Annotated in this window: 16 protein-coding genes and 1 riboswitch; of the genes, 7 read left to right on the top strand and 9 right to left on the bottom strand. The window is 73.9% G+C overall.

Features of this window, described 5'->3' with window-relative positions; genetic code table 11:
• Nucleotides 1-187 precede the first annotated feature (187 nt).
• The 3 genes from CD790_RS06075 to sepH all read left to right on the top strand — a co-directional run bounded on the left by CD790_RS06075 (nt 188) and on the right by sepH (nt 4324).
• On the top strand, nt 188-1477 hold the full coding sequence (locus CD790_RS06075; protein WP_144382011.1) for an MFS transporter: 1290 nt from the start codon (nt 188-190) through the stop codon (nt 1475-1477).
• Nucleotides 1392-2765 (top strand): D-arabinono-1,4-lactone oxidase, encoded by a 1374-nt coding sequence (locus tag CD790_RS06070; protein WP_144382010.1) that lies wholly within the window; start codon nt 1392-1394, stop codon nt 2763-2765. Before CD790_RS06075 ends, CD790_RS06070 begins: the two co-directional genes overlap by 86 nt.
• A 491-nt stretch (nt 2766-3256) precedes the next feature.
• Entirely contained in the window at nt 3257-4324 is a 1068-nt protein-coding gene (gene sepH, locus CD790_RS06065) for a septation protein SepH (RefSeq protein ID WP_144382009.1), read from the top strand.
• A gap of 337 nt (nt 4325-4661) precedes the next feature.
• Here the strand turns inward: sepH and CD790_RS06060 are convergent, their stop codons facing one another.
• The gene (locus CD790_RS06060) at nt 4662-5501 is read right to left on the bottom strand and encodes a sulfurtransferase (RefSeq protein ID WP_144382008.1); all 840 of its coding nucleotides are present in this window, start codon (nt 5499-5501) and stop codon (nt 4662-4664) included.
• A 281-nt stretch (nt 5502-5782) separates the two neighbouring features.
• Between CD790_RS06060 and CD790_RS06055 the strand changes: the two genes are divergently transcribed.
• Nucleotides 5783-6556 (top strand): VOC family protein, encoded by a 774-nt coding sequence (locus CD790_RS06055; protein WP_144382007.1) that lies wholly within the window; start codon nt 5783-5785, stop codon nt 6554-6556.
• Here the strand turns inward: CD790_RS06055 and CD790_RS06050 are convergent.
• From CD790_RS06050 to CD790_RS06035, 4 genes are all read right to left on the bottom strand, one after another.
• The gene (locus tag CD790_RS06050; protein ID WP_260867365.1) at nt 6531-7259 is read right to left on the bottom strand and encodes a thymidine kinase; all 729 of its coding nucleotides are present in this window, start codon (nt 7257-7259) and stop codon (nt 6531-6533) included. The genes CD790_RS06055 and CD790_RS06050 overlap by 26 nt on opposite strands.
• Nucleotides 7260-7355: 96 nt before the next feature.
• Complete coding sequence (locus CD790_RS06045) at nt 7356-8564, bottom strand: alkaline phosphatase family protein (RefSeq protein ID WP_144382006.1); 1209 nt, start codon at nt 8562-8564, stop codon at nt 7356-7358.
• Nucleotides 8564-9154 carry a DUF5998 family protein gene (locus CD790_RS06040; RefSeq protein WP_144382005.1) on the bottom strand — a complete coding sequence of 197 codons (591 nt, stop codon included), beginning with the start codon at nt 9152-9154 and terminating at the stop codon, nt 8564-8566. Before CD790_RS06040 ends, CD790_RS06045 begins: the two co-directional genes overlap by 1 nt.
• 60 nt (nt 9155-9214) lie before the next feature.
• A complete protein-coding gene (locus tag CD790_RS06035; protein WP_144382004.1) occupies nt 9215-12199 on the bottom strand; it encodes a GNAT family N-acetyltransferase in 2985 nt (994 codons plus the stop codon).
• A gap of 709 nt (nt 12200-12908) precedes the next feature.
• On the opposite strand from CD790_RS06035, the gene CD790_RS06025 reads away from it, so the two are divergent.
• Nucleotides 12909-13190 carry an HPr family phosphocarrier protein gene (locus tag CD790_RS06025; protein ID WP_144382003.1) on the top strand — a complete coding sequence of 94 codons (282 nt, stop codon included), beginning with the start codon at nt 12909-12911 and terminating at the stop codon, nt 13188-13190.
• A gap of 230 nt (nt 13191-13420) precedes the next feature.
• Here the strand turns inward: CD790_RS06025 and CD790_RS06020 are convergent, their stop codons facing one another.
• From CD790_RS06020 to CD790_RS06005, 4 genes are all read right to left on the bottom strand, one after another.
• Nucleotides 13421-14215: a GntR family transcriptional regulator gene (locus CD790_RS06020; protein WP_399217017.1), complete on the bottom strand. Its 795-nt coding sequence runs from the start codon at nt 14213-14215 to the stop codon at nt 13421-13423.
• A 209-nt stretch (nt 14216-14424) separates the two neighbouring features.
• Complete coding sequence (locus CD790_RS06015; RefSeq protein ID WP_144382002.1) at nt 14425-15252, bottom strand: M23 family metallopeptidase; 828 nt, start codon at nt 15250-15252, stop codon at nt 14425-14427.
• Nucleotides 15253-15261: 9 nt separating this feature from the next.
• Nucleotides 15262-15416: riboswitch (cyclic di-AMP (ydaO/yuaA leader) on the bottom strand.
• Between the two features lie 335 nt (nt 15417-15751).
• Nucleotides 15752-17152 (bottom strand): pitrilysin family protein, encoded by a 1401-nt coding sequence (locus CD790_RS06010; protein WP_186318897.1) that lies wholly within the window; start codon nt 17150-17152, stop codon nt 15752-15754.
• Nucleotides 17149-18579, bottom strand: a complete 1431-nt coding sequence (locus CD790_RS06005) for a pitrilysin family protein (protein WP_144382001.1) — start codon at nt 18577-18579, stop codon at nt 17149-17151. Before CD790_RS06005 ends, CD790_RS06010 begins: the two co-directional genes overlap by 4 nt.
• A 508-nt stretch (nt 18580-19087) precedes the next feature.
• On the opposite strand from CD790_RS06005, the gene CD790_RS06000 reads away from it, so the two are divergent.
• Complete coding sequence (locus CD790_RS06000; RefSeq protein WP_144382000.1) at nt 19088-21541, top strand: DNA topoisomerase (ATP-hydrolyzing) subunit A; 2454 nt, start codon at nt 19088-19090, stop codon at nt 21539-21541.
• A gap of 399 nt (nt 21542-21940) precedes the next feature.
• A complete protein-coding gene (locus tag CD790_RS05995; protein ID WP_144381999.1) occupies nt 21941-22867 on the top strand; it encodes a sucrase ferredoxin in 927 nt (308 codons plus the stop codon).
• The last annotated feature ends 188 nt before the right edge of the window (nt 22868-23055 follow it).

Below are 23055 nucleotides of genomic sequence, written 5' to 3'. Positions count from 1 at the left end.
CTGCCACCCGTCACCGACAGCCGGAAAACCGGCGGGAAATGCGGCTGCGTCGGCCCACGACGCGCCGTAAGCTGTATCGGACGCGTACATTCCTTACCGATCCGGGAGCGGCACCACCCGCGGACCGGCCGCCGTGCGCTGCCCACCCCTGCCCGACACCGGCCCCTAGACGGCGGAGCCTCCCCTCGTGCCCAGTCCCTATCGTGTGATCTTCGCCCGCCCGGGCACCAAGGCGTTCTCCGCCGCCGGCTCCCTCGGCCGGATGACGCTGTCGATGATGGGCATCGGCGTGGTCACGATGGTCTCCCAGCTGACCGGGCGCTACGGCCTGGCCGGCGCCGTCTCGGCCACCCTCGCGCTCTCCGCCGCCGTCATCGGCCCGCAGATATCCCGGCTGGTGGACCGGCACGGGCAGCGCCGGGTGCTGCGCCCGGCCACCCTCTTCTCCGCCGTCGCCGTGACCGGCCTGCTGGTCAGCGCGCACGAGCGGTGGCCGGACTGGACGCTCTTCGTCTTCGCGGCGGCGGTGGGCTGCGTGCCGAGCATCGGCTCGATGGTCCGGGCCCGCTGGGCGGAGATCCTCAAGGACGCGCCCCGCGAGCTGCACACTGCCTACGCCTTCGAGTCGGTCGTCGACGAGGCGTGCTTCATCGTCGGCCCGATCCTCTCCATCGGCCTGTGCACCGCCTGGTTCCCCGAGGCGGGCCCGCTGGTGGCCGCCCTGTGCCTGGTGGTCAGCGTGCTGTGGCTCACCGCCCAGCGCGCCACCGAGCCCGAGCCGCACCCGCGCGACAAGCAGACCGGGGGCTCGGTGCTGCGCTCGCCGGGGCTGCGGGTGCTGGTGGCGGCCTTCGTGGCGACCGGCGCGATCTTCGGCGTGGTGGACGTGGTGACCGTGGCCTTCGCCGAGGAGGAGGGCCACAAGGCCGCCGCGAGCCTGGTGCTCGCGGTCTACGCGACCGGCTCCTGCCTGGCCGGCGTGGTCTTCGGGCTGCTGCACCTGAAGGGCTCGGCCCCGCGCCGCTGGCTGCTGGGCATGTGCGCCATGGCCGTGAGTATGATCCCCCTCCAACTGGTCGGGAGCCTGCCGCTCCTGGCCGTGGCGCTCTTCGTGGCGGGCCTGGCCATCGCACCGACGATGGTCACCACCATGGCCCTGATCGGGCAGCACGTACCGCGCGCCAACCTGACCGAGGGCATGACCTGGGTGAGCACCGGGCTCGCGGTCGGGATCGCGCTCGGCTCCTCGGCCGCCGGGGTGGTGGTCGACGAGGCCGGCGCCCGGGCGGGGTACCTGGTGGCGGCGGCTGCCGGGGCGCTCGCGGCGGCGGTGGCGTTCCTCGGGTACCGCTGGCTGCGGCCGGCGCCACAGCGGGAGGGAACTGACGGGCATGAGCGCGACGGGGACCACGGGCAGGGCCGGGAAGACCGCGCGGAGCGGCGCGAGGACCGCGCGGAACAGCGACACATGGCGTAACTGGGCGGGGAACGTCACCGCGAGCCCGTCCGGGGTCGCGACACCCGCCTCCACCGAGGAGCTGGCGGCCGTCGTCCGCGTGGCCGCGCGGGAGGGCGTTCCGGTGAAGGCCGTGGGCACCGGCCACTCCTTCACCACCGTGGCCGCCACCGACGGCCTGCTGGTCCGCCCCGACCGGCTGGTCGGCTTACGGGCCCTGGACCGGGCGGCCGGAACGGTGACCGTCGCCGCCGGCACCCCGCTGTGGCAGCTGAACGAGACCCTGTCCGCACACGGTCTGTCGCTGACCAACATGGGCGACATCATGGCGCAGACGGTGGCCGGCGCGGTGAGCACCGGAACGCACGGCACCGGCCGGGAGAGCGCCTCGCTCGCCGCCCAGATCGCCGCCCTGGAGCTGGTGACGGCCGACGGCTCGGTGGTGCGGTGCGCGCCGGGCGGCCCGCCCGAGGAGGCGGCGCTCTTCGCGGCGGCGCGGCTGGGTCTGGGCGCGCTGGGCGTCATCAGCGCGGTCACCTTCCGGGTGGAGCCCGAATTCCTGCTGACCGCGCGGGAGGAGCCGATGACGCTCGACCGGGTGCTCGGCGACTTCGAGCAACTCGTCTTGGACAACGAGCACTTCGAGTTCTACTGGTTCCCGCACACCCGCCACTGCAACACCAAGCGCAACAACCGCAGCCCGGGCCCCGCCGCCCCCCTCGGCCGGTTCGGCGGCTGGGTCGAGGACGAACTGCTGTCCAACGGGGCGTTCCAAGCGCTGTGTTCGGTCGGGCGCGCCGTCCCCGCCGCCGTCCCCGGCCTCGCCCGGATCGCCGGCGGCGCGCTGTCGGCCCGTACGTACACCGACATCCCGTACAAGGTCTTCACCAGCCCGCGCCGGGTGCGCTTCCTGGAGATGGAGTACGCGGTGGAGCGGGCGGCCGCCCCGGAGGTGCTGCGCGAACTGGAGGCGGTCGTCGAGCGCTCGGGGTTCGCGGTCAGCTTCCCGGTGGAGGTGCGGACCGCGCCGGCCGACGACATCCCGCTGTCCACCGCCTCCGGCCGGGACACCGCGTACATCGCCGTGCACATGTACCGCGGCACCCCGCACCGGGAGTACTTCACCGCCGTCGAGCGGATCATGGTCGCGCACGGCGGACGGCCGCACTGGGGAAAGCTGCACAGCCGTGACGCCGGATTCCTGGCCGGCGTCTATCCGCGGTTCGGCGAGTTCACCGCCGTCCGCGACCGTTGGGACCCGGACCGCGTCTTCGGCAACGACTACCTGCGGCGGGTGTTGGGGGACTGACCACCCGGAGCCGGGCGGCCGCCATCGCCGCGGTCGACGCCGACACCGGAAGTAGTAGTTCCGCTTCTGAAGATTCCGTGAAACTTGCCACCCCCGCCGTGCCCCGGGGCGCCACCCCCGGGAGTCAACTCACCGACCTCCGGGCAACTTGGCTGGCGCGCCGGGTCCACCCAGGTGGCCCGAATGGAGTACTGTGGCGAGCCCTGGCCCCGCTTTCCCGTCCGGCCGCCCGGACCCAGCGGGAGGGGCCAAGAGCGGCAACTCAACCGGCGGCGCCGCGACATGGAACGGAGACCGCTGCACAACGTGACATACGTCACTTTGCGCTGCAAACAGGTAACCGTGCCATAACGGCGGATCGCGGCCCAGGCCCGACACGCCGGGCAACTCGGCAATGTTGTGGCAGGCTGCACCCGGGCAGGCCACACTCGTCTAGCGGGAGAACGGCAGCGACGCACGTGACGTCGGCAGGCACCACCCGGGAGGTCCCCATGCCCGAACTGCGTGTCGTGGCCGTCAGCAACGACGGCACACGGCTGGTGCTCAAGGCTGCGGACAGCACGGAATACACGCTCCCCATCGACGAGCGGCTGCGCGCCGCCATTCGCAACGACCGCGCACGGCTCGGCCAGATCGAGATCGAGGTCGAGAGCCATCTGCGGCCGCGCGACATCCAGGCCCGTATACGCGCCGGCGCCTCCGCCGAAGAGGTCGCGCAGATGGCGGGCATCTCCGTCGACCGCGTACGCCGCTTCGAGGGGCCGGTGTTGGCGGAGCGCGCGTTCATGGCCGAGCGCGCCCGGAAGACCCCGGTACGTCGCCCCGGCGAGAACGCCGGGCCGCAGCTCGGCGAGGCCGTCGCGGAGCGACTGCTGCTGCGCGGGGCGGAGAAGGACACCGCCCAGTGGGACTCCTGGCGGCGCGACGACGGCACCTGGGAGGTGCTGCTCGTCTACCGCGTCATGGGCGAGCCGCGCTCGGCGACCTGGACCTACGACCCGCCCCGGCGGCTGGTCCAGGCCGTGGACGACGAGGCGCGCGCGCTCATCGGCGAGTCCGACGACACGCCCGAGCCGAGCTTCCCCTTCGTACCGAGGATCGCGCGGCTGCCGCGCGAGCGGGACCGTGATCGGGACCGGGACCGGCTGCTGGACCGGTCGGGGCTCTCCGCGACCGAATCCGGCGATGCCGACTCCCCCGCGTCCGAGGAGGAAGCCGGTGGCGGCGTTCGCGAGCGCGATTCGCTGACCAGTCTGCTGGAGGCGGTGCCCAACTTCCGCGGCGACATGGTCGTCCCCGAGACGGCGCCCCAGCCGGCGACCCCGCCGGACCCGCCCGAGGAGGAGGCGGAGGCCGCCGAGCCCCCCGCACCCGCCGCGAGCGCCGGCTCCGCCTACGCCGACGTGCTCATGCCCCGCTCCGTCACCGGTCACCGCGACCGGCTCACCGGCACCACCGACCGCCAGGCCGAGGCCGACGGGGTGCGACCGGGGCGTCGGGCCGCGGTACCGAGCTGGGACGAGATCGTGTTCGGGACGCGGCGCAAGAAACCGGACTAGGCAGGCTGCTGCCCCTACCCGGGGTTCTGGTTCGTTGCCACCTGAGGCGCTGGGCCCCTGCCTTGCTGGTTGCGGGCGTCTGCGCCGCCGGGTGCGGTGGTCCGCGTACGCGCCAGGGCCTTGATCGGGTGCGGTGGTCTGCCGGGGTGACGCCTCCCGCGCCTGCGCGGCGGGGCGTGTGCGACGGGTGCGGTGGTCCGCCGGGTGCGGCGTCGTTGCGCCTGCGGCGGGCTGCACCCGCCCACCCGCCCCATCACCCCGCGTGCGCAGGGTGACGCGCCGGCTCCGTTCACCCTGCGTGCGGCGTGACCGGCACGCAGGGTGTTCCGGGGAGGGGTCAGCCGGGGTGGGGGCCCGTGGCGACCGGGCGGGTGGGGTCGGCGGACCAGGCGCTCCAGGAGCCGACGTAGAGGGCGGCCGGGATGCCGGCCACGGCCAGGGCGAGCACCTGGTGGGCGCCGGAGACGCCGCTGCCGCAGTAGACGCCGACGGGAGCGTCCTCGGTGGCCCCCAGGGCGCCGAAGCGCTCGGCGAGGGCGGCGGGCGGGAGCAGCCGGCCGTCCGGTGCGACGTTCTCCGTGGTGGGCGCGGAGAGCGCGCCGGGGATGTGGCCGCCGACGCGGTCGATCGGCTCGACGTCGCCCCGGTACCGCTCCGCGGCCCGCGCGTCGAGCAGCACGCCGTCGCGGGCCAGCGCGGCCGCGGCGTCGGCGTCCAGGACGGGGAGCGCGCCCGGCGCGGGGACGAAGTCGCCCTCCGCCACCTCGGGGATGACCTCGCTCAGCGGACCGCCGTTCGCCGTCCAGGCCGCCAGGCCGCCGTCGAGGACGCGTACGGACGGATGTCCGGACCACCGCAGCAGCCACCAGGCGCGGGCCGCGGCCCACCCCTGACCGCCGTCGTAGACCACGACGTCACGATCGGCCGAGACCCCCGCGCGGCGCATGGCGGCGCCGAAGACCGAGGGGTCGGGCAGCGGGTGGCGGCCGGCGGTGCCGCCGGCCGGGCCGGCGAGTTCGGTGTCCAGATCGACGTAGACCGCGCCGGGGATGTGCCCGGCCTGGTACGCGGGGTGGCCGGGCGGGCCGCCGAGCTGCCAGCGGACGTCCAAAAGGGCTGGTGGTCGCGGACCGGCCGCCTCGCCCGCGAGTTCTGATGCGGCAATGATGGCACTCATAGGACCAATCCTTGCGTAGAAGCGTCTGCGTCGAATGCTGTTCTCGGTCACCCGGCGTGCATCCGATTGCTCTCGGAGGTGAATGACGCCGAAACGGAAGTGCAATGCAAATTCGGGCATTCTCCCGCGGGAACCGATGAATTCCGGCGCGGCCGGGGCGCGCCGGACGGCCGGTGGTGCAAGCATCTGGAGGGGCCCCGTCCCGTACCACCCCAACCGCCCCGAGGAGCCGATCGGCCAGTGACCGCACGGCTACCACGATGGTCCGAGGAGAGAGTGAGATGACCGAGGCACCGGCTCGGTGCGCACCGGGCACCCCCTGTTGGACAAGTCTGATGGTGCACAGCCTGAACGCGACGCAGGACTTCTACCATTCCCTGTTCGGCTGGGAGTTCCGTCCCGGACCGCAGCAGCTCGGCGCGTACGTCCGAGCGACTCTCGACGGGCAGAGCGTGGCCGGGATCGGTGAACTGCCGCCCGAGCGCCACCTCCCGATCGCCTGGACCACCTATCTGGCCTCCGACGACGCCGACGACACCGCGGAGCAGATCCGCAGCTGCGGCGGCACCGTGGCGGTGGGCCCGCTGGACGCGGAGGAGGCCGGTCGGATGGTGATCGCCTCCGACCCCTCGGGGGCGGTGTTCGGGGTGTGGCAGGCCAGGGCGCACCTGGGGGCGGAGCGCGAGGGCGTGCCCGGCACCCCGGTCTGGCGCGAACTGGTCACCTACGAGACCACGACCGCCGGCAAGTTCTACCAGGCGGTCTTCGGCCATGAGGCGGAGGCGCTCGTCTCGGCCGACTTCGACTACGTCACCCTGCACCTGGCGGGCCGGCCGGTGGCGGCCGTACACGGGGTCGGGCACGGCCTGCCGCGCGACCGCGGGCCGCACTGGATGACCTACTTCGAGGTCGAGGACGCCGACGCGGCGACGCGCCGGGTCACCGAGCTGGGCGGCCAGGTGCTCCAGCCGCCGCGGGACGGCGCCACCGGGCGGCTGGCGACGGTCGCCGACCCGGAGGGCGCGGTGTTCACGGTCGTGCGGACGGCTCGCTGACGGAGACGGCGGCGGCGGGGGTGGCGGAGCGTATGGTCCGGACGGCGTCCGCCGGCCCCGCGTCCACCGGCAGGACGTCCGGGGAGAGTGCCGCGGCGCCCGCCGCGGCCGCGGTCATCCGACGCCGGTGGTGGCGCCGGCACAGCACCTCGTAACCCACCTCGTTGCCGGGCTGGTTGACGTCTCCGATGACCACCTGGGCGCCCTCGACGACCATCTGGCCGCCGACGGTGCGCGCGTTGTGGGTCGCCCGTGCCCCGCACCAGCAGAGCGCCTCGACCTGGAGCACCTCGATGCGGTCGGCCAGCTCCACCAAGCGCTGGGAGCCGGGGAAGAGCTTGGTGCGGAAGTCCGTGGTGATGCCGAAGGCGAAGACGTCGAGCCCGAGGTCGTCGACGATCCTGGCGAGCTGGTCGATCTGGAGCGGGGCCAGGAACTGCGCCTCGTCCGCGATCACGTAGTCGACCTTGCCGCCGGCCGACAGATGGGCCACGACATAGGCGTAGAGGTCGAGCCCCTCGCCCGCCTCGACCGCCTCGGTGACCAGGCCCAGCCGCGAGGAGAGCTTCCCGGTGCCCGCCCGGTCGTCCCGAGTGAAGATCATCCCTTGCAGGCCGCGCGCCGAGCGGTTGTGCTCGATCTGCAGAGCGAGGGTGCTCTTTCCGCAGTCCATCGTTCCGGAGAAGAACACCAGCTCGGGCATGAGGGGGGAGGGCCTTTCATGGGGATCGCGGGGCGGTGCGGGCGTACGGGGTGGCGCGGGTCTGCGGCAAACCGCACGTTACCGCGCGGTAGACGGTCAGGAACGTACTTCGAGGAGGGGGACCAGTTGCTCGGTCGGGGTCATCGAACCGTGCAGGCCCACCATCGCGGACTCCTTGGGCTCGGTCACGGAGGCGACGATGGCGACGTCCGCGCTGGCCGCCGCGACCACGTCGCCGATCCGGCGGTAGACGCGCTCGTCGACGCCGTCGTCCGGCCGTCCGAACCAGCCGGCCGCGATGGCCTCGTCCCGGCTGGCCACCCACATCCGGTCGCCGAGCACCTCGCGCCAGACCGCCAGCACGTCGCCGGCGGCGCCGGGGACCGCGTACAGGTGGCGGGCGCGTCCCTCGCCGCCGAGCAGGGCCACGCCGGCGCGCAGCTCCCAGTCCTCGTCGAAGTCGATCCGGGACTCCGGGTCGAAGGGGATGTCGATCATGCCGTGGTCGGCGGTGACATAGAGCGCCGAGCGCGGCGGGAGCTGCTCGGCCAGCCGCTGGGCGAGCCCGTCGACGTAGCGCAACTGGTTGCGCCACTCCGCGGAGTCGAGGCCGAAGCGGTGGCCCTTGCCGTCCACCTCGCTGTAGTACGTGTAGACCAGCGCGCGGCCCGCGGCGCCGAGTTGCTCGGCCGCCAGGTCCATCCGCTCCTCGCCGCTGAGCCGGCCGTGGAAGGTGCCGCCGCTGAGCGCGATCTTCGTCAGCGGGGTCTCCGCGAACGTCGGGGCGGAGACCTGGCAGGTGTGCACGCCGGCGGCGTCGGCGAGCTCGAAGACGGTGGGGTGCGGCTGCCACACGTACGGATCGGTCCACGGCTGCCAGCGCAGCTGGTTCATCAGCGCGCCGGTCGCCGGGTCGCGCACGGTGTAGCCGGGCAGGCCGTGCGCGCCGGGCGGCAGGCCGGTGCCGACCGAGGCCAGCGAGGTGGCGGTGGTGGACGGGAAGCCCGCGGTGAGCGGGGTGCCGGTGCCGTTCATGGAGCTCGACAGCAGCGAGGTGAGGAACGGGGCCTCGGCCGGGTGCGCCTTGAGCGCCTCCCAGCCGAGCCCGTCGATCAGGAAGACGCAGACCCGGTCGGCGGGGGCCAGGTCGAGCCCGGAGCCGAGCTGGGGGACGCCCAGGCCCGCGGCGACGGCGGGCAGCAGGTCGGCGAGCGATCCGGTGCCGTAGCGGGGGGCGGGCGCGGTGCGGGGGTCGAGCGGGGCGGGCTCGTGCCAGGCGGCGCCGGCGGGGGCGGGGTACGTCATCAGCGGCCGGAGTCCGCGATGGTGGCCTCGGAGAGCGCCTGCGCGAAGGCGAGGGTCTGCCGGACGCTGTCGGGGCCGTCGCCGGCCTCGCTGACCCGCAGGCTCAGGTCGTCGGCGGTGGAGGAGCCGGTGTAGCCGTGGTCGGCCTCGCAGTTGGGGTCGCCGCAGGCGGCGGGCTCCAGGTCCAGGCGGTTGACGGCGCCCCAGCCGATGGTGAGGACGACCTCGCGCGGCAGCGTGCCGGGCGTGTACGACTCGGGGTTGGCGACCACGCGGCTGACCACGACCGAGGAGATCCGGTCCAGCTTCACGGACTCGGTGGAGGTGGTGGCGTACGGCGACGGGGAGGTGCCGTCGGCGGCCTGCTCGTCGGTGTGGCTGACGATGAACCGCGTGCCGGTCAGGACGAGGACCGTGACATGGCGGCGGACCTCGTTGGCGTCGAAGGTGGTCTCCTGGTGGACGAGGTACGACACGACCCGCTCGCCGCCCACCGCGGCCTCCACCGCTTCGGCAACGAGTGCCGGGTAGTAGCCGCTGCGCTCGATCGCCGCGCGCAGCCCCTGGGTCGTCGTACCGGTCTTCGCCATGTGCTCCATCCTACGGGGCCCGACCGGTCCCGGGCCCCAGACCCGTTCGTGCCGGTCCGGTCAGTAGTTCGGCAGGTGACGCGGGCCGAGATCGGTCCGCGGCGGCGGAGGGGCGAGCCGGACGGACGCACCGAGCACCGACAGGCCGCGCTGTGCCACCACGACGGGCTCCAGGTCGACGGCGACCACCTCCGGATGATCGTCCACCATGCGGGACACCCGCAGCAGCAGCTCCTCCAGCGCCGCGGTGTCCACCGGCTGCGAGCCGCGCCAGCCGAAGAGCAGCGGCGCCGTCCGGATCGACCGGATCAGTTCGGCGGCGTCCCGGTCGGTCGCCGGCACCAGCCGGTGGGCGGTGTCCCCGAGCAGCTCCGAGGGGGCGCCGGCGAGCCCGAAGGAGAGCACCGCGCCGGCCGCGGGGTCGATCACCGCCCGGATCACCGTGTCCACGCCGCGCGGGGCCATTCGCTGCACCACCGGCCGCAGCTCCTCGGGCGCGCCCAGCTGCCGGGTCAACTCCGCGTACGCCCGGCGCAGTTCCACCTCGCCGCCCAGGTCCAGCCGGACCCCGCCCAGGTCGGTACGGTGCCGCAGGTGCGGGGCGGTGGGCTTGAGCGCCACCGGGTAGCCGAGCCGCTCGGCGGCGCGGACGGCCGCGTCGGCGTCGGGCGCGGGGAAGGCGGGCAGCACGGAGATGCCGTACCGGGCGAGCAGCCGCTGCGCGTCGGGCGCGGAGACCGGCACGCCCTCCCCCACGGCCTCCGGGCCGGTGGGGTCGGCCATGGGGTCGACGGCGGAACCGGCCGTGGCGTCCGCGGCGGCGGGCCCGGCCCCGGGCGCCAGCAGCACCTCGATGTCGGCGGCGGCGCCGGCCTCGTCGATGTCCTCGTACTCCGGGACGCGCCCCGGCTCGGCGGCCTCGCGGCGCCACCGCGCGTACCGCACGGCCTCCGCCAGGGCGCGCACCGCGCGCTCGGCGGCGGGGTAGGCGGGGACGCGCGGGGCGGGGCCGCCGGGGCCGGCTCCGGGGCCGGCTCCGGCCGGGTGCCCGTCCGCCCCGTGGGTGTTCGTGGGGGCCGCTGTCGGAGCCTGCGCGGGGGCCGCTGCGGGCGGCTGTGGCGCGGCCTCTGTGGTCACCTCGGTCGGGCCCGCCGTGGGCGCCTGCGCCGGGGCCTCCGCAGGGGCCGCCAGGGCCTCGGCGAGCCCGGGGATCTCCAGGTGGACCACCGCGACCGGCTTGGCGGCCCCGCCGGCCGCGCACGCCTCCCGCACCGCGGCGGCCAGCTCCGTCGCCGAGGCGCGGCCGACCCAGGGGATCGCGTTCACGACGACGGCGTCGCAGTCCGGGTCGGCGAGCGCGGCCGAGAGGGCGGTGCGGTAGTCGGCGGGCTCGGCGCCGGTGGTGAGGTCGCGCGGGTGCAGCGGGCTCAGACCCTCGGTGCGGCAGGCGTCGTAGGTGAGCAGGCCGAGGGACTCGGAGTTGCCGATGATGGCGATGCGGGGGCCCGCGGGAAGGGGCTGGGAGGCGAGCAGCAGCCCGGTGTCGGCGAGCTCGGTGATGGTGTCGACCCGGATGACGCCCGCCTGGCGCAGCAGGTCGGTGACGGTGGCGTCGGGGATGGCGGTGGTGGGCACGGCGTGGCCGAGCGGGGCGCTGCCGGTGTGCCGGGAGCCCTTGACCACCACGACCGGCTTGGCGGCCGCGGTGCGCCGGGCGAGCCGGGTGAACTTGCGCGGGTTGCCGATCGACTCCAGGTACATCAGGGCGATGTCGGTGTGCGGATCGTCGTGCCAGTACTGGAGCAGGTCGTTGCCGGAGACGTCGGCCCGGTTGCCGGCGGAGACGAACGTCGAGATGCCCACGAGGCCGGCGCCGCGCCGGTGCAGCCCGGAGAGCAGGGCGATGCCGATGGCCCCGGACTGGGTGAAGAGCCCGAGCCGCCCGGCGTGCGGCACCTCCGGGGAGAGGGAGGCGTTGAGCCGCACCTCGTCGGCGGTGTTGATCACGCCGAAGGCGCCGGGGCCGAGGACCCGCATCCCGTGGGCGCGCGCCTGGCGGACCAGCTCGCGCTGGCGGGCCCGCCCCTCGATGCCGCTCTCGGCGTAGCCGGCGGAGACCACGATCAGCCCCTGGACACCGTGCTCCCCGCAGTCGGCGACGACGGACGGGACCTGCTCGGCGGGGACGGCGACGACGGCCAGGTCGACGGGGCCGTCGATCTCGCCGATCGCGCGGTGCGCGGGCACGCCCTCGGGCTCCAGCCGGGTCTGCTCGGGCGGGAAGGCGTGGTTGACGGCGTAGGTCGCGCCGGTGAAGCCGCCGTCCAGGAGGTTGCGCAGCACCCGGCGGCCGACGCCGCCGGGGCGCCGGCCGACGCCGATGACGGCGACGGAGCCGGGGGCCAGCAGCCGCTGCGCGGAGCGGGCCTCGGCGCGCTGCTCGCGGGCGCGCATCACGGCCACGGACCGGGCGGTGGGTTCGAGGTCGAACTCCAGCCGTACGACGCCGTCCTCGAAGCTGCGCTGCTGGGTGTAGCCGGCGTCCGTGAACACCTTGATCATCTTGGTGTTGGCCGGCAGCACCTCGGCCACGAAGCGGCGGATGCCGCGCTCGCGCGCCACGGCGGCGATGTGTTCGAGGAGGGCGGAGGCCACGCCCCGGCCCTGGTGCGCGTCCTGGACCAGGAAGGCCACCTCGGCCTGGTCGGCGCCGACCGAGGAGTTGGCGGACATGCCGCGCTCGTCGATGCGGTCGTAGCGGACGGTGGCGATGAACTCGTCGCCGACGGTGGCCGCGAGGCCGACCCGGTCCACGTAGTCGTGGTGGGTGAAGCGGCGGACGTCGCGGTCGGAGAGCCGGGGGTAGGGCGCGAAGAAGCGGTAGTACTTCGACTCGTCCGAGACGTGCTCGAAGAAGCTGACCAGCCGCTGCGCGTCGTCGGGGGTGATGGGACGGATCTGGGCGGTGCCGCCGTCGCGGAGCACCACATCGGCCTCCCAGTGGGCCGGGTAGCGGTGGCGGTCCGGTGCTGACGGCGTCTGCATGGGCACAGCGTACGGGCAGCTCAGGCGCGGGACATCGGCCGTTCGGCCCCGGATCCCGGCCGGACGGCCGATGTCGACCGGCCTCTGACTCATGACCTACGGCGCCGGGCGTTGGGTGTTGGGTGTTGAGCGTTGGGCGCCGGGCGTTGGGCGTTGAGCGCTGGGCCCCCGGAAGTCAGCGGCGGGCGGCGAGCCCCGGGCGGCCGGCGGCGAGCCCCGGGCGGCAGGGCCCATAGCCGGGCACCAGGTGTCGCAACGCGCGCGTCAGACAGCGGGCGCCGGGCGCCGGGCGGGAGTGCCCTGGGCGGCGGGCTTCCAGCCCCAAGCGCCGGGCGGCGAGCCCAGCCGCCGGACCCGGAGCCGGGCGCCGGACGTCGGGCCCCAGGCACCGGGCCGAGACGCCGGGCATCAGGTGTCGCAACGCGGGCGTCAGGCGTCGGGCGCCGGGCCCGGAAGCCGGGCGGCGGGCGGCAGGCGGCGGGCGGCGGGCGACGAGCGGCGAGCGGCGAGCCCCAACCGCCGAGCCCGGAAGCCGGGCGGCGGGCGGCGAGCCCCACGCACCGGGCCGAGACGCCGCGCGTCAGGCGTCGCAACGCGGGCGTCAGGCGTCGGGCGCGCCGGGCGGGCGTCCGGGGCGGACCATCCCCGACACCGTGAGACACTGGTCTAGACAACCTCAGTGACTGGAAACGACTCGAAGGGTTTCACCATGGCTGAGCGCCGCGTCAACGTCGGCTGGGCCGAGGGCCTGCACGCCCGCCCCGCGTCCATCTTCGTCCGTGCGGCGACCGCCGCCGGGGTCCCCGTGACCATCGCCAAGGGCGACGGTCAGCCGGTCAACGCCGCTTCGATGCTCGCCGTGCTCGGCCTGGGCGCCCAGGGCGGCGAGGAGATCGTGCTCGCCTCCGAGGCCGCCGACGCGGACGTCGCGCTGGACCGCCTGGCCAAGCTGGTCGCCGAGGGCCTGGAGGAGCTCCCGGAGACGGTCTGAGCCACCGGCACGGTGGTGCGGAGCGATCGGGGGCGGGCTTTACGGAGCACGCCCCCCATTCGTCTCCGAAACCCCTCCGGTCAATCCACCGCACACGATGACAAGGCCGCGCGCCCGGCTAATCCGGGCACGCGGCCTTGTTTTCACTCCAGGCGATCGCGTCGCGAAGCCACGGTATCCCCGCGACGGAAATCGCCATTCTTATTCCCCATGTGTATACGGCCCGCGTGTTAATTCCGAGCGCTCGCCGTGTTGTGGGAGTGTTTCGAATCCCTCACCGCGACGGCCGGGGCCACGGCCGTGAACGGGCGGCGGAGCCGGTACTCGGCGAGCGAGCGCTCCGCGTGCAGCGTGGCCAGCGAGCGGGCCCGCTCGGCGTCGCCGCGGGCCACGGCGTCCACCAGCGCGCCGTACCCCTCCCACGACTCCACGGCCCGCACCACCGCGGGTTCCGCGCGCGGCGGGCCGGGGCGCGAGGCCGGGACGGCGGGCGAGGCGGGGCCGACCGGCTCCACCGCGTACATCCAATCGATCTTCCGACGCAGCTGCACCAGCAGCCCGGCCAGGCTCGGGCTTCCGGAGGCCTGCGCCAGCGTCTCGTGGAACCAGTCGCAGAGCGGGCGCAGCTCGGCGAGCTGGCCGCGGCGCGCCCGCTCCTGGCCGAGCCGCACCAGCCCGCGCAACACCTTCAGATGCGCCTCGGTGCGCCGTTGGGCGGCGCGCGCGGCGCCGAGCGGCTCCATCAGGGCGCGGATGTCGAGCAGGTCGGCGACCTCTTCCGGGGACGGCTGCGCGACACACGCCCCGGCGTGCCGGCGGCTGGTCACGAAGCCCTCGGACTCCAGGGTGCGCAGGGCCTCCCGCACCGGCACCCGCGAGACGCCGTAGCGACGGGCGAGCAGCTCCTCGGTCAACCGCGCGCCGGGCGCGAAGGCGCCGGAGACGATGTCGTCGCGGATCGCCGTACACACCGCATGGGCCGAAATCCGACGGCCACCCTGGAACACAGTCGAATCGCCGTTCACTTCCGGTCCCGCATGGTCGAACCTCCGCCGTAATCCCCGCTAAACGCAGCTGATTGACGTGTGATCCACAAACTCTATTCCACGTGGCCGGAATTTCCGACGGCCCGAGTGATTTCATGGCTATTTTTTGGCCATGGCCCGGGGCGCACGCGTAAGGCCCCGGCCGGGGGCCGGGGCCTTGCGGGGGAAGTCCGCCGTGCGGCGGTGGGTCAGATGTTGACGCCGTGGTGGCGGAGGTAGCTCACCGGGTCGATGTCCGAGCCGTACTCCGCGGTGGTGCGGGCCTCGAAGTGCAGGTGCGGGCCGCTGGAGTTGCCGGTGCTGCCGGAGAGGCCGATCTGCTGTCCCGGGGTGACCGTCTGGCCGACGGAGACGCTGAGCGAGGACAGGTGGCCGTACTGGGTGTAGGTGCCGTCGTTCATCTTGATGACGACGTTGTTGCCGTACGCCCCGCCCCATCCGGCCTCGACGACGGTGCCGGAGCCGACCGCGCGCACCGAGGTGCCGGACGCCGCGTGGAAGTCCACACCGGTGTGGCTGCCGGAGGACCACATGCCGCCGCCGGCGTGGTAGGAGGTGGAGACGTAGGAGCCCTCGATCGGCGACACGAAGGTGTTCAGCCGCTTGCGCTCGGCCTCACGGGCGGCGCGCTCCTTGGCCTCACGCTCTGCCTTCGCCCGCGCCTTCGCCTCCTTCTCCGCGGCCTCGGCCTTGCGCTTCGACTCGGCGGCCTCGCGGACGGCCTGCTTGCGGGCGGCCTCCTCGGCCTGCGCCTTGGCGGCGGCCTCTTGGGCCACGTTCTCCTGGGTCTGCGCCTGGGCGTCGATCTGGTCGGCCATGTGCTCACCGACGACGATCGCCTGGTTCAGGCCGGTGTCCTCCAGGCGGTCCGGCTCGCCGGAGGGCGAGGCGGCGAACGCGGGGGAAGCGACGGAGGCGACGACGCCACCGATCGTGGCTATCCCGGCGATGTTCGCGCCCGTACGGGCGGCGGAGCGGGGACGACGGTGCTTCCCGGTGGCACGGGTGAACGCCATGGGGTGGCGTACTCCTTTCCTTCCTTCGCCTACCGGGTTAGCTGACGGGTTCGGAGCAGGAAGGTCTCCTACGAGCACCTCCGGAAAGGCGCCCGATTCACCCCAGGGGGATATGGGTCCCCGGCTCCCCTGGCTCGCGCCACGGGACTCGGCGATGGTCGCCCGCTGCCGCGGGTGCGGCTCACGCATGACGAGCAACCGCATCGACGCTAAAGGCGAGTTCTTTCGTTCACCAAACAGATCAGCGTTTTTGTTGCGCTCGCCACACACACAGACAGGCAATCTCTCCAATAAAACGGACATTTGACGGATGCCAAGCCGTGATCTGGAACCCGGGTCGGCGCGGGCGGGCGCGGGCAGCGAAAGAGGGGCCCTGACGTCCCGTCGGACGTCAGGGCCCCTCATCGGACCTCACATCGCGTCAGCCGATCGCGAGCGCGCGCCGCGTCGGCGCATCGCGCCGGCGGATCGCCTCAGCCGATCGTGTCAGCGCATCGCGTCAACCGGACACGACCCGCACCTCGCCGATGCCGAGGGCCCGCACCGGCTCCTCGATGACCGAGGCGTCACCGACGAGCACCGTGACGAGCCGGTCCTCCGGGAAGGCGCTCACCACGGCCGCGGTCGCCTCGACCGTGCCGGTCTCCGCCAGCCGGGCGTAGAGCGTCCCCTGGAAGTCGTCGGGGAGCTGCTGCTCCACCTGGTCGGCCAGGGTGTTGGCGACGGCCGCCGCCGTCTCGAAGCGCAGCGGCGCCACGCCCACGAGGTTCTGTACGGCCGCCTCGCGCTCCTCGTCCGTCAGCCCCTCCTCGGCCAGCGTCCGCAGCACCTTCCAGGCGTCCTCCAGCGCGGGCCCGGTCACCTCGGTGGCCACCGAGCCGCTGATGGCGAGCATCGCGATGCCGGAGACGCCCGCGGTGGCGGGGTCGACCGAGCGCAGCACCTGCCCGAAGGCGCGCACGCCGTAGGTGTAGCCCTTCTCCTCGCGCAGCACCCGGTCGAGGCGGGAGGTGAGGGTGCCGCCCAGGCAGTAGGTGCCGAGCACCTGAGCGGGCCACACCCGGTCGTGCCGGTCGGCGCCGACCCGCCCGATGAGCAGCTGGGTCTGCACCGCGCCGGGCCGGTCGACGATCACCACACGGCCGGTGTCGTCGGCCGTGATCGCCGGGTAGGAGCGCTTCCGGGCCGGACCGCCGGTCCAGGAGCCGAGGGTGTCGGCGAGCGCCTGGTCGAGGTCGAGGCCGGTGAAGTCGCCGACCACCACGGCGGTGGCGCTGGCCGGCCGCACGTGCGCCTCGTAGAAGGCGCGCACGGAGGCGGCGTCGATGCGCGCGACGGTCTCCTCGGTGCCCTGGCGGGGCCGGGACATCCGGACGTCGGCAGGGAACAGCTCCTTGGACAGCGCCATCGAGGCGCGCCGGGCCGGGTTGGCCAGCTCGTGCGGGATCTCGTCCAGTCGGTTCTGGACCAGCCGCTCCACCTCGCCGTCGGGGAAGGCGGGGGCGCGCAGCGCGTCGGCCAGCAGGCTCAGCGCCTTGTGCAGCCGGGAGGCCGGGACCTCCAGCGAGACCCGGACGCCGGGGTGGTCGGCGTGCGCGTCCAGGGTGGCGCCGCAGCGCTCCAGCTCGGCCGCGAACTCCTCCGCGTCGTGCTTGTCGGTGCCCTCGGACAGGGCGCGCGCCATGATGGTGGCGACTCCGTCCAGGCCGGCCGGCTCGGCGTCCAGCGGCGCGTCGAGGCTGATCTCCACCGCGACGACCTTCTGGCCGGGGCGGTGGCAGCGCAGCACGGTCAGGCCGTTGGGCAGCGTGGTGCGCTCGGGCGCGGGGAACGCCCACGGCTTGGCCAGGCCCGGCTTCGGCTGCGGGTGGAACGTCATGGTGGCGGCGGTGTCGCTCACTGCGCCGACTCCCCTTCTTCCGTGGTGCCGGCCTGCTTGCCGGCGGCGTTCTCGGCGGCGTCCGCGGCGTCGGCCGCGCTCTCCTCGGTGTCGGCCCCGTCGGCGGCCTCGGCCTGCTCGGCCGGCTGGACGGGCTCGTAGACGAGGACCGCGCGGTTGTCGGGGCGCAGTCGCGCGGCGGCCACCGCGCGCACCTCATCGGCGGTGACGTCCAGGGCGCGGTTGACGGCGGTGAGCGCCAGCTGCGGGTCGCCGAACAGGACGGCGAACCGGCACAGTTCGTCGGCGCGCCCGCCGACGGTCGCCAGCCGGTCCAGCCACTCCCGCTCCAGCTGGGCCTGGGCGCGCTCCATCTCCTGCGGGGTCGGTCCCTCCGCGGCGAAGCGGGCCAACTCCTCGTCGACCGCGGCCTCGATGTCGGGCACCTCCACGCCGCCGGAGGTCTTCACGTCCAGCCAGCCCAGCGAGGGCGCGCCGGAGAGCCGCAGCAGGCCGAACCCGGCGGCCACGGCGGTGCGGTCGCGGCGCACCAGCCGGTTGTGCAGCCGGGAGGACTCGCCGCCGCCGAGCACGGTCAGCGCCAGATCGGCGGCGTCGGCCTCGCGGGTGCCGTCGTGTGGCAGCCGGTAGGCGGCCATGAGGGCGCGGGCGGGAACCTCCTCGTGGACCTCCTCGCGCAGCTGCTCGCCGATGACGTCCGGGAGCGAGCCGTCGCGCGGGGGGCGCTTCCCCTCGTGGGAGGGGATGGAGCCGAAGTACTTCTCGACCCAGGCCAGCGTCTGCTGGGGGTCGATGTCGCCGACGACGGCCAGCACCGCGTTGTTGGGCGCGTAGTAGGTGCGGAAGAACTCCCGCGCGTCCTCCAGCGAGGCCGCGTCCAGGTCGGCCATCGAGCCGATGGGCGTGTGGTGGTAGGGGTGGCCCTCGGGGTAGGCCATGGCGACGAGGCGCTCGAAGGCCGTGCCGTAGGGCACGTTGTCGTAGCGCTGCCGGCGCTCGTTCTTGACGACGTCCCGCTGGTTCTCCAGGCTCTCCTCGTCCAGCGCGGTGAGGAGCGACCCCATGCGGTCGGCCTCCAGCCACAGCGCCAGCTCCACCTGGTGGGCGGGCATCGTCTCGAAGTAGTTGGTGCGTTCGAAGCTGGTGGTCCCGTTCAGCGAACCGCCTGCGCCCTGCACCAGCTCGAAGTGGCCGTTCCCGGACACCTGGGCCGAGCCCTGGAACATCAGGTGCTCGAAGAGGTGAGCCAGGCCGGTACGCCCCTTGACTTCGTGGCGCGAGCCGACGTCGTACCAGAGGCAGACGGCGGCGACCGGGGTCAGATGGTCCTCGGAGAGCACCACCCGTAGGCCGTTGGCCAGGCGGTGCTCGGTCGCTGTCAGGCCGCCGGAGCCGGCCTGTTGCGTGGCCGTGTGACCCATGGGCATGTACGTCCCTTCGATCGCGTGATCAAGCGTGTACGGAACCGGCGCGGTGCCGCACGATGAGCGGTTCAGTCACTGTATGCAAGCGCGCGGACATCTGGCGAAGTTCCCGGACGCCGGTGGCTGACGAGACGACCCGGCCGCCGGCCGGGTGAGGCGGCCGGGATGGGGCGCGCGGCGACGCCGGGGCCGCCGCGCGCCAGCGCTTGGGCCGGGATGGGGCGCTGACCGGGTTCGTTCCGGGACCCACTCCGGGCCCCGCACCGGGCTCGTTTCGGGGCGCGGGACGGGCTCGTGCCAGGGCGCCGGTCGGGCTCGTTTCGGGGCGCTGGCCGGGTTCGTTCCGGGACCCACTCCGGGCCCCGCACCGGGCTCGTTTCGGGGCGCGGGACGGGCTCGGAGCCGGGCCTCCGGGGGCCCGGCGATGGGTCGCGGTCGGCGTTGTCAGTGGGTCGGGCCACAATGGTCCGCGTCAGATCCCTTCTCGGCAGTTGAAGGAGCCGCAGCCGCGATGGCCCGCCGCAGCACGAAGACCCCGCCGCCGGACGACTTCGAGGAGCGCATCCTCGACATCGACGTCGTCGACGAGATGCAGGGCTCCTTCCTGGAGTACGCCTACTCGGTCATCTACTCTCGCGCCCTGCCCGACGCGCGGGACGGCCTCAAGCCCGTGCAGCGCCGCATCCTGTTCCAGATGAACGAGATGGGGCTGCGCCCGGAGCGCTCGTTCGTGAAGTGCGCCCGGGTCGTCGGCGAGGTGATGGGAAAGCTCCACCCGCACGGCGACGCCTCGATCTACGACGCGCTGGTGCGCATGGCCCAGCCGTTCTCGCTGCGCCTGCCCCTGGTCGACGGGCACGGCAACTTCGGCTCCCTCGGCAACGACGACCCGCCGGCGGCGATGCGGTACACGGAGTGCCGCATGGCGTCGGCGACCTCGCTGATGACGGAGTCGATCGACGAGGACACCGTCGACTTCACGCCGAACTACGACGGCAGCGAGCAGGAGCCGGTCGCTCTCCCCGCCGCCTACCCGAACCTGCTGGTCAACGGCGCGTCCGGGATCGCGGTCGGCATGGCCACCAACATGCCGCCGCACAACCTGGGCGAGGTGATCGCCGCGGCCCGGCACCTGATCCGGCACCCCGGCGCGGACCTCGACACCCTGATGCGCTTCGTGCCGGGCCCCGACCTGCCCACCGGCGGTCGGATCGTCGGTCTCGGCGGCATCCGGGACGCGTACGAGAACGGACGCGGCACCTTCAAGATCCGCGCCACGGTGTCCGTGGAGAACGTGACGGCGCGCCGCAAGGGCCTGGTCGTCACCGAGCTGCCGTTCACGGTCGGCCCGGAGAAGGTCATCTCCAAGATCAAGGACCTGGTCGGCTCGAAGAAGCTCCAGGGCATCGCCGACGTCAAGGACCTCACCGACCGCGAGCACGGGCTGCGGCTGGTCATCGAGGTCAAGAACGGCTTCAACCCCGAGGCCGTGCTGGAGCAGCTCTACAAGCTGACGCCGATGGAGGAGTCCTTCGGCATCAACAACGTGGCGCTGGTGGACGGCCAGCCGCTCACCCTCGGGCTCAAGGAGCTGCTGGAGGTCTATCTGGACCACCGGTTCGAGGTGGTGCGGCGGCGCAGCGAGTTCCGGCGCGGCAAGCGGCGGGACCGGCTACACCTGGTCGAGGGCCTGCTGGTGGCCCTGCTGGACATCGACGAGGTCATCAGGATCATTCGATCGAGTGAGAACGCGGCGGCGGCCAAGGAGTCACTCATCGCCCGCTTCGCGCTCTCCGAGACGCAGACGCAGTACATCCTCGACACCCCGCTGCGCCGGCTCACCAAGTTCGACCGTATGGAGCTGGAGTCGGAGCGCGACAAGTTGACGGCGGAGATCGCGGAGCTGACCCGGATCCTCGAGTCCGACGCCGAGCTGCGCAAGCTGGTCTCCTCGGAACTGGCCACGGTGGCGAAGAAGTTCGGCACCGAGCGGCGCACGGTGCTGCTGGAGTCGGCCGGCACCCCGGCGGCCGCGGTGCCGCTGGAGGTGGCGGACGACCCGTGTCGGGTGCTGCTCTCCTCCACCGGGCTGCTGGCCCGGACCGCCAGCGGCGAGCCCTTCGCGGTGGAGGCCAGCGGCAAGCGCGCCAAGCACGATGTGATCGTCTCGGCGGTGCCGGCGACGGCGCGGGCCGATGTGGGCGCGGTGACCTCCGAGGGGCGTCTGCTGCGGCTGTCGGTGATCGACCTGCCCATGCTCCCGGCCACCGCCGCCGCGCCGAGCCTGGCGGGCGGGGCCCCGATCTCGGAGTTCCTGTCGCTGCGGGACGGCGAGCGTCTGGTGTGCCTGACCACCCTCGACGAGTCCTCGCCGGGCCTCGCCATCGGCACGGAGCAGGGCGTCGTCAAGCGCGTGGTGCCCGACTATCCGGCCGCCAAGGACGAGTTGGAGGTCATCGGGCTCAAGGAGGGGGACCGGATCGTCGGCGCGGTGGAGCTCCGCACGGGCGAGGAGGACCTGGTCTTCATCACCGACGACGCGCAGCTGCTGCGCTACCCCGCCGGACAGGTGCGGCCGCAGGGCCGCCCGGCGGGTGGCATGGCGGGCATCAAGCTCTCCTCCGGGGCCCGGGTCGTCTCCTTCACGGCGGTGGATCCGGCGGCGGACGCGGTGGTGCTCACGGTCGCGGGCTCACGCGGCACACTCGACGACTCCGTGCAGCAGTCGGCCAAGCTGACGCCGTTCGACCAGTTCCCGCGCAAGGGACGGGCCACCGGCGGCGTGCGCTGCCAGCGGTTCCTGAAGGGCGAGGACTGCCTGGTGCTGGCCTGGGCCGGCGCGGCCCCGGCCCGTGCGGCGGCGTCCAACGGCACCCCGGCCCCGCTGCCGGAGCCGGACCCGCGCCGCGACGGCTCGGGCGAGCCGCTGGACAAGCCGATCGCGGTCGTGGCGGGACCGGTGTAAGGACCGCCGGCGAGGCCGGTGTAAGGACCCGGGTGAGCGACCCGGCCGGCGCGGGCCGGCCGGTGTCGCGGCCGGCGTCGCAGCGGTTTCGCGGCCGGTTTCGCGGCCGGTCTCCCCGTAGAGGCTCTCAGCGGGGCGGTGCGGCCGGAGGGTGCGGCCGGGCCGCGTCGGGCGTGGCGGGGACCGGCATCCACCGGGGACGGTGAGCCGGTGGTGGGTGGTCGGTTGCGCCCACGGCGCCCCGCCGCCCCGGCCGCGCGTGGTGACCGCACGAGGTCAAGGGCGCACAGGGCAGGGGTGTTCACAGGCGACGAAATCACGTCAACTCGACACGACGAAGGGAGCCGTTGAGGGCGGAGCGGGTGATCTCCGGCGCGAAATGAGGTTAGGCTTACCTTCGTGAGCACGTGCGCGACCGCCTCCCGCGATCTGTCCGAGCCGCTCGCCGGAACGGCGGCGACCGCTCCCACCTGGCTGCTGGTGGAACAGCCCGGCCCCTGGGGTGCCGAGGCCCTGACCGCCAGCCGCCTCGGCCCGAGACTGGGCCGCGCCCTGGAGCGCGTCACCGAGGGCACCGGGGTACGGGTCGCGCTCATCCGTCGCCCCGGCCGGCACGCCGACTGCCACCTCCCCGCGCGGCACCGCGTCTTCGTCGCCCACACCGGACCCGGCGCCTCCTGGGTCCGCACCACGGCGCTCACCGACCCCGCCCGGCTGCTGGAGCTGGACTTCGCGGCGCTCGGCGCCGGCGATGAGGCCGGCCTGCGGGACGAGTGGTCGGCGTACACCGGCGATCCGCTGGTGCTGGTGTGCACCAACGGCAAGCGGGATCGCTGCTGCGCGCTGCTCGGCCGCCCGCTCGCCGCCGAGCTGGCGGCCTCCGGCGCCGAGGGCACCTGGGAGATCACCCACATAGGAGGGCACCGCTTCTCCCCCACCCTCGTGGTGCTTCCATACGGCTACGCGTACGGGCGGGCCACTGCCCAGAGCGTCACAAAGGTCATCGAGGCCGTGCGCGCCGGCCATGTCGTCACCGCCGGCTCCCGCGGCCGCTCCACCTGGGAGCGCCCGGGCCAGGCGGCCGATCTGGCGGTCCGCGAGCTGACCGGGGAGACCCGCGCGGGGGCGCTCACGGTGCTGCGTACGGAGGGCGCCGCCCCCGCCTGGACGGTCACGGTCGCCCACACCGACGGTCGCCGCTGGGATGTCTCCCTCGCGCAGGTCGCCGCCGCCCCGCCGCGCCCGCAGAGCTGCGGCACGGCCCTCGGCTCCCCCGCCCGCATCGACGTGATCGGCATCCGGGCCGCCGTGGCCGCCACCCGCTGACGAACGACGCCGCACAGCCGGAAGCCGCGCGGCGGACCACTCCCGTACGTCGGGCCACACCCGTGGGGCGGACGACACCCGTACGGCGACCCAGCCCGTACCTCGGGCGACACCCGTACGGCGGGCACGGGGCGGCGCGGCACCACAGACGGGCGGTGCGGCACCACGGGCGCGGCGGAACGGGGCGC

The sequence above is a fragment of the Streptomyces sp. SAJ15 genome, from assembly GCF_007595705.1.
In the GTDB taxonomy this organism is placed as follows: Bacteria; Actinomycetota; Actinomycetes; order Streptomycetales; family Streptomycetaceae; genus Streptomyces.
The sequence above is the reverse complement of the archived record's forward strand: the minus strand, read 5'-3'. Positions and strand labels throughout refer to the sequence as shown.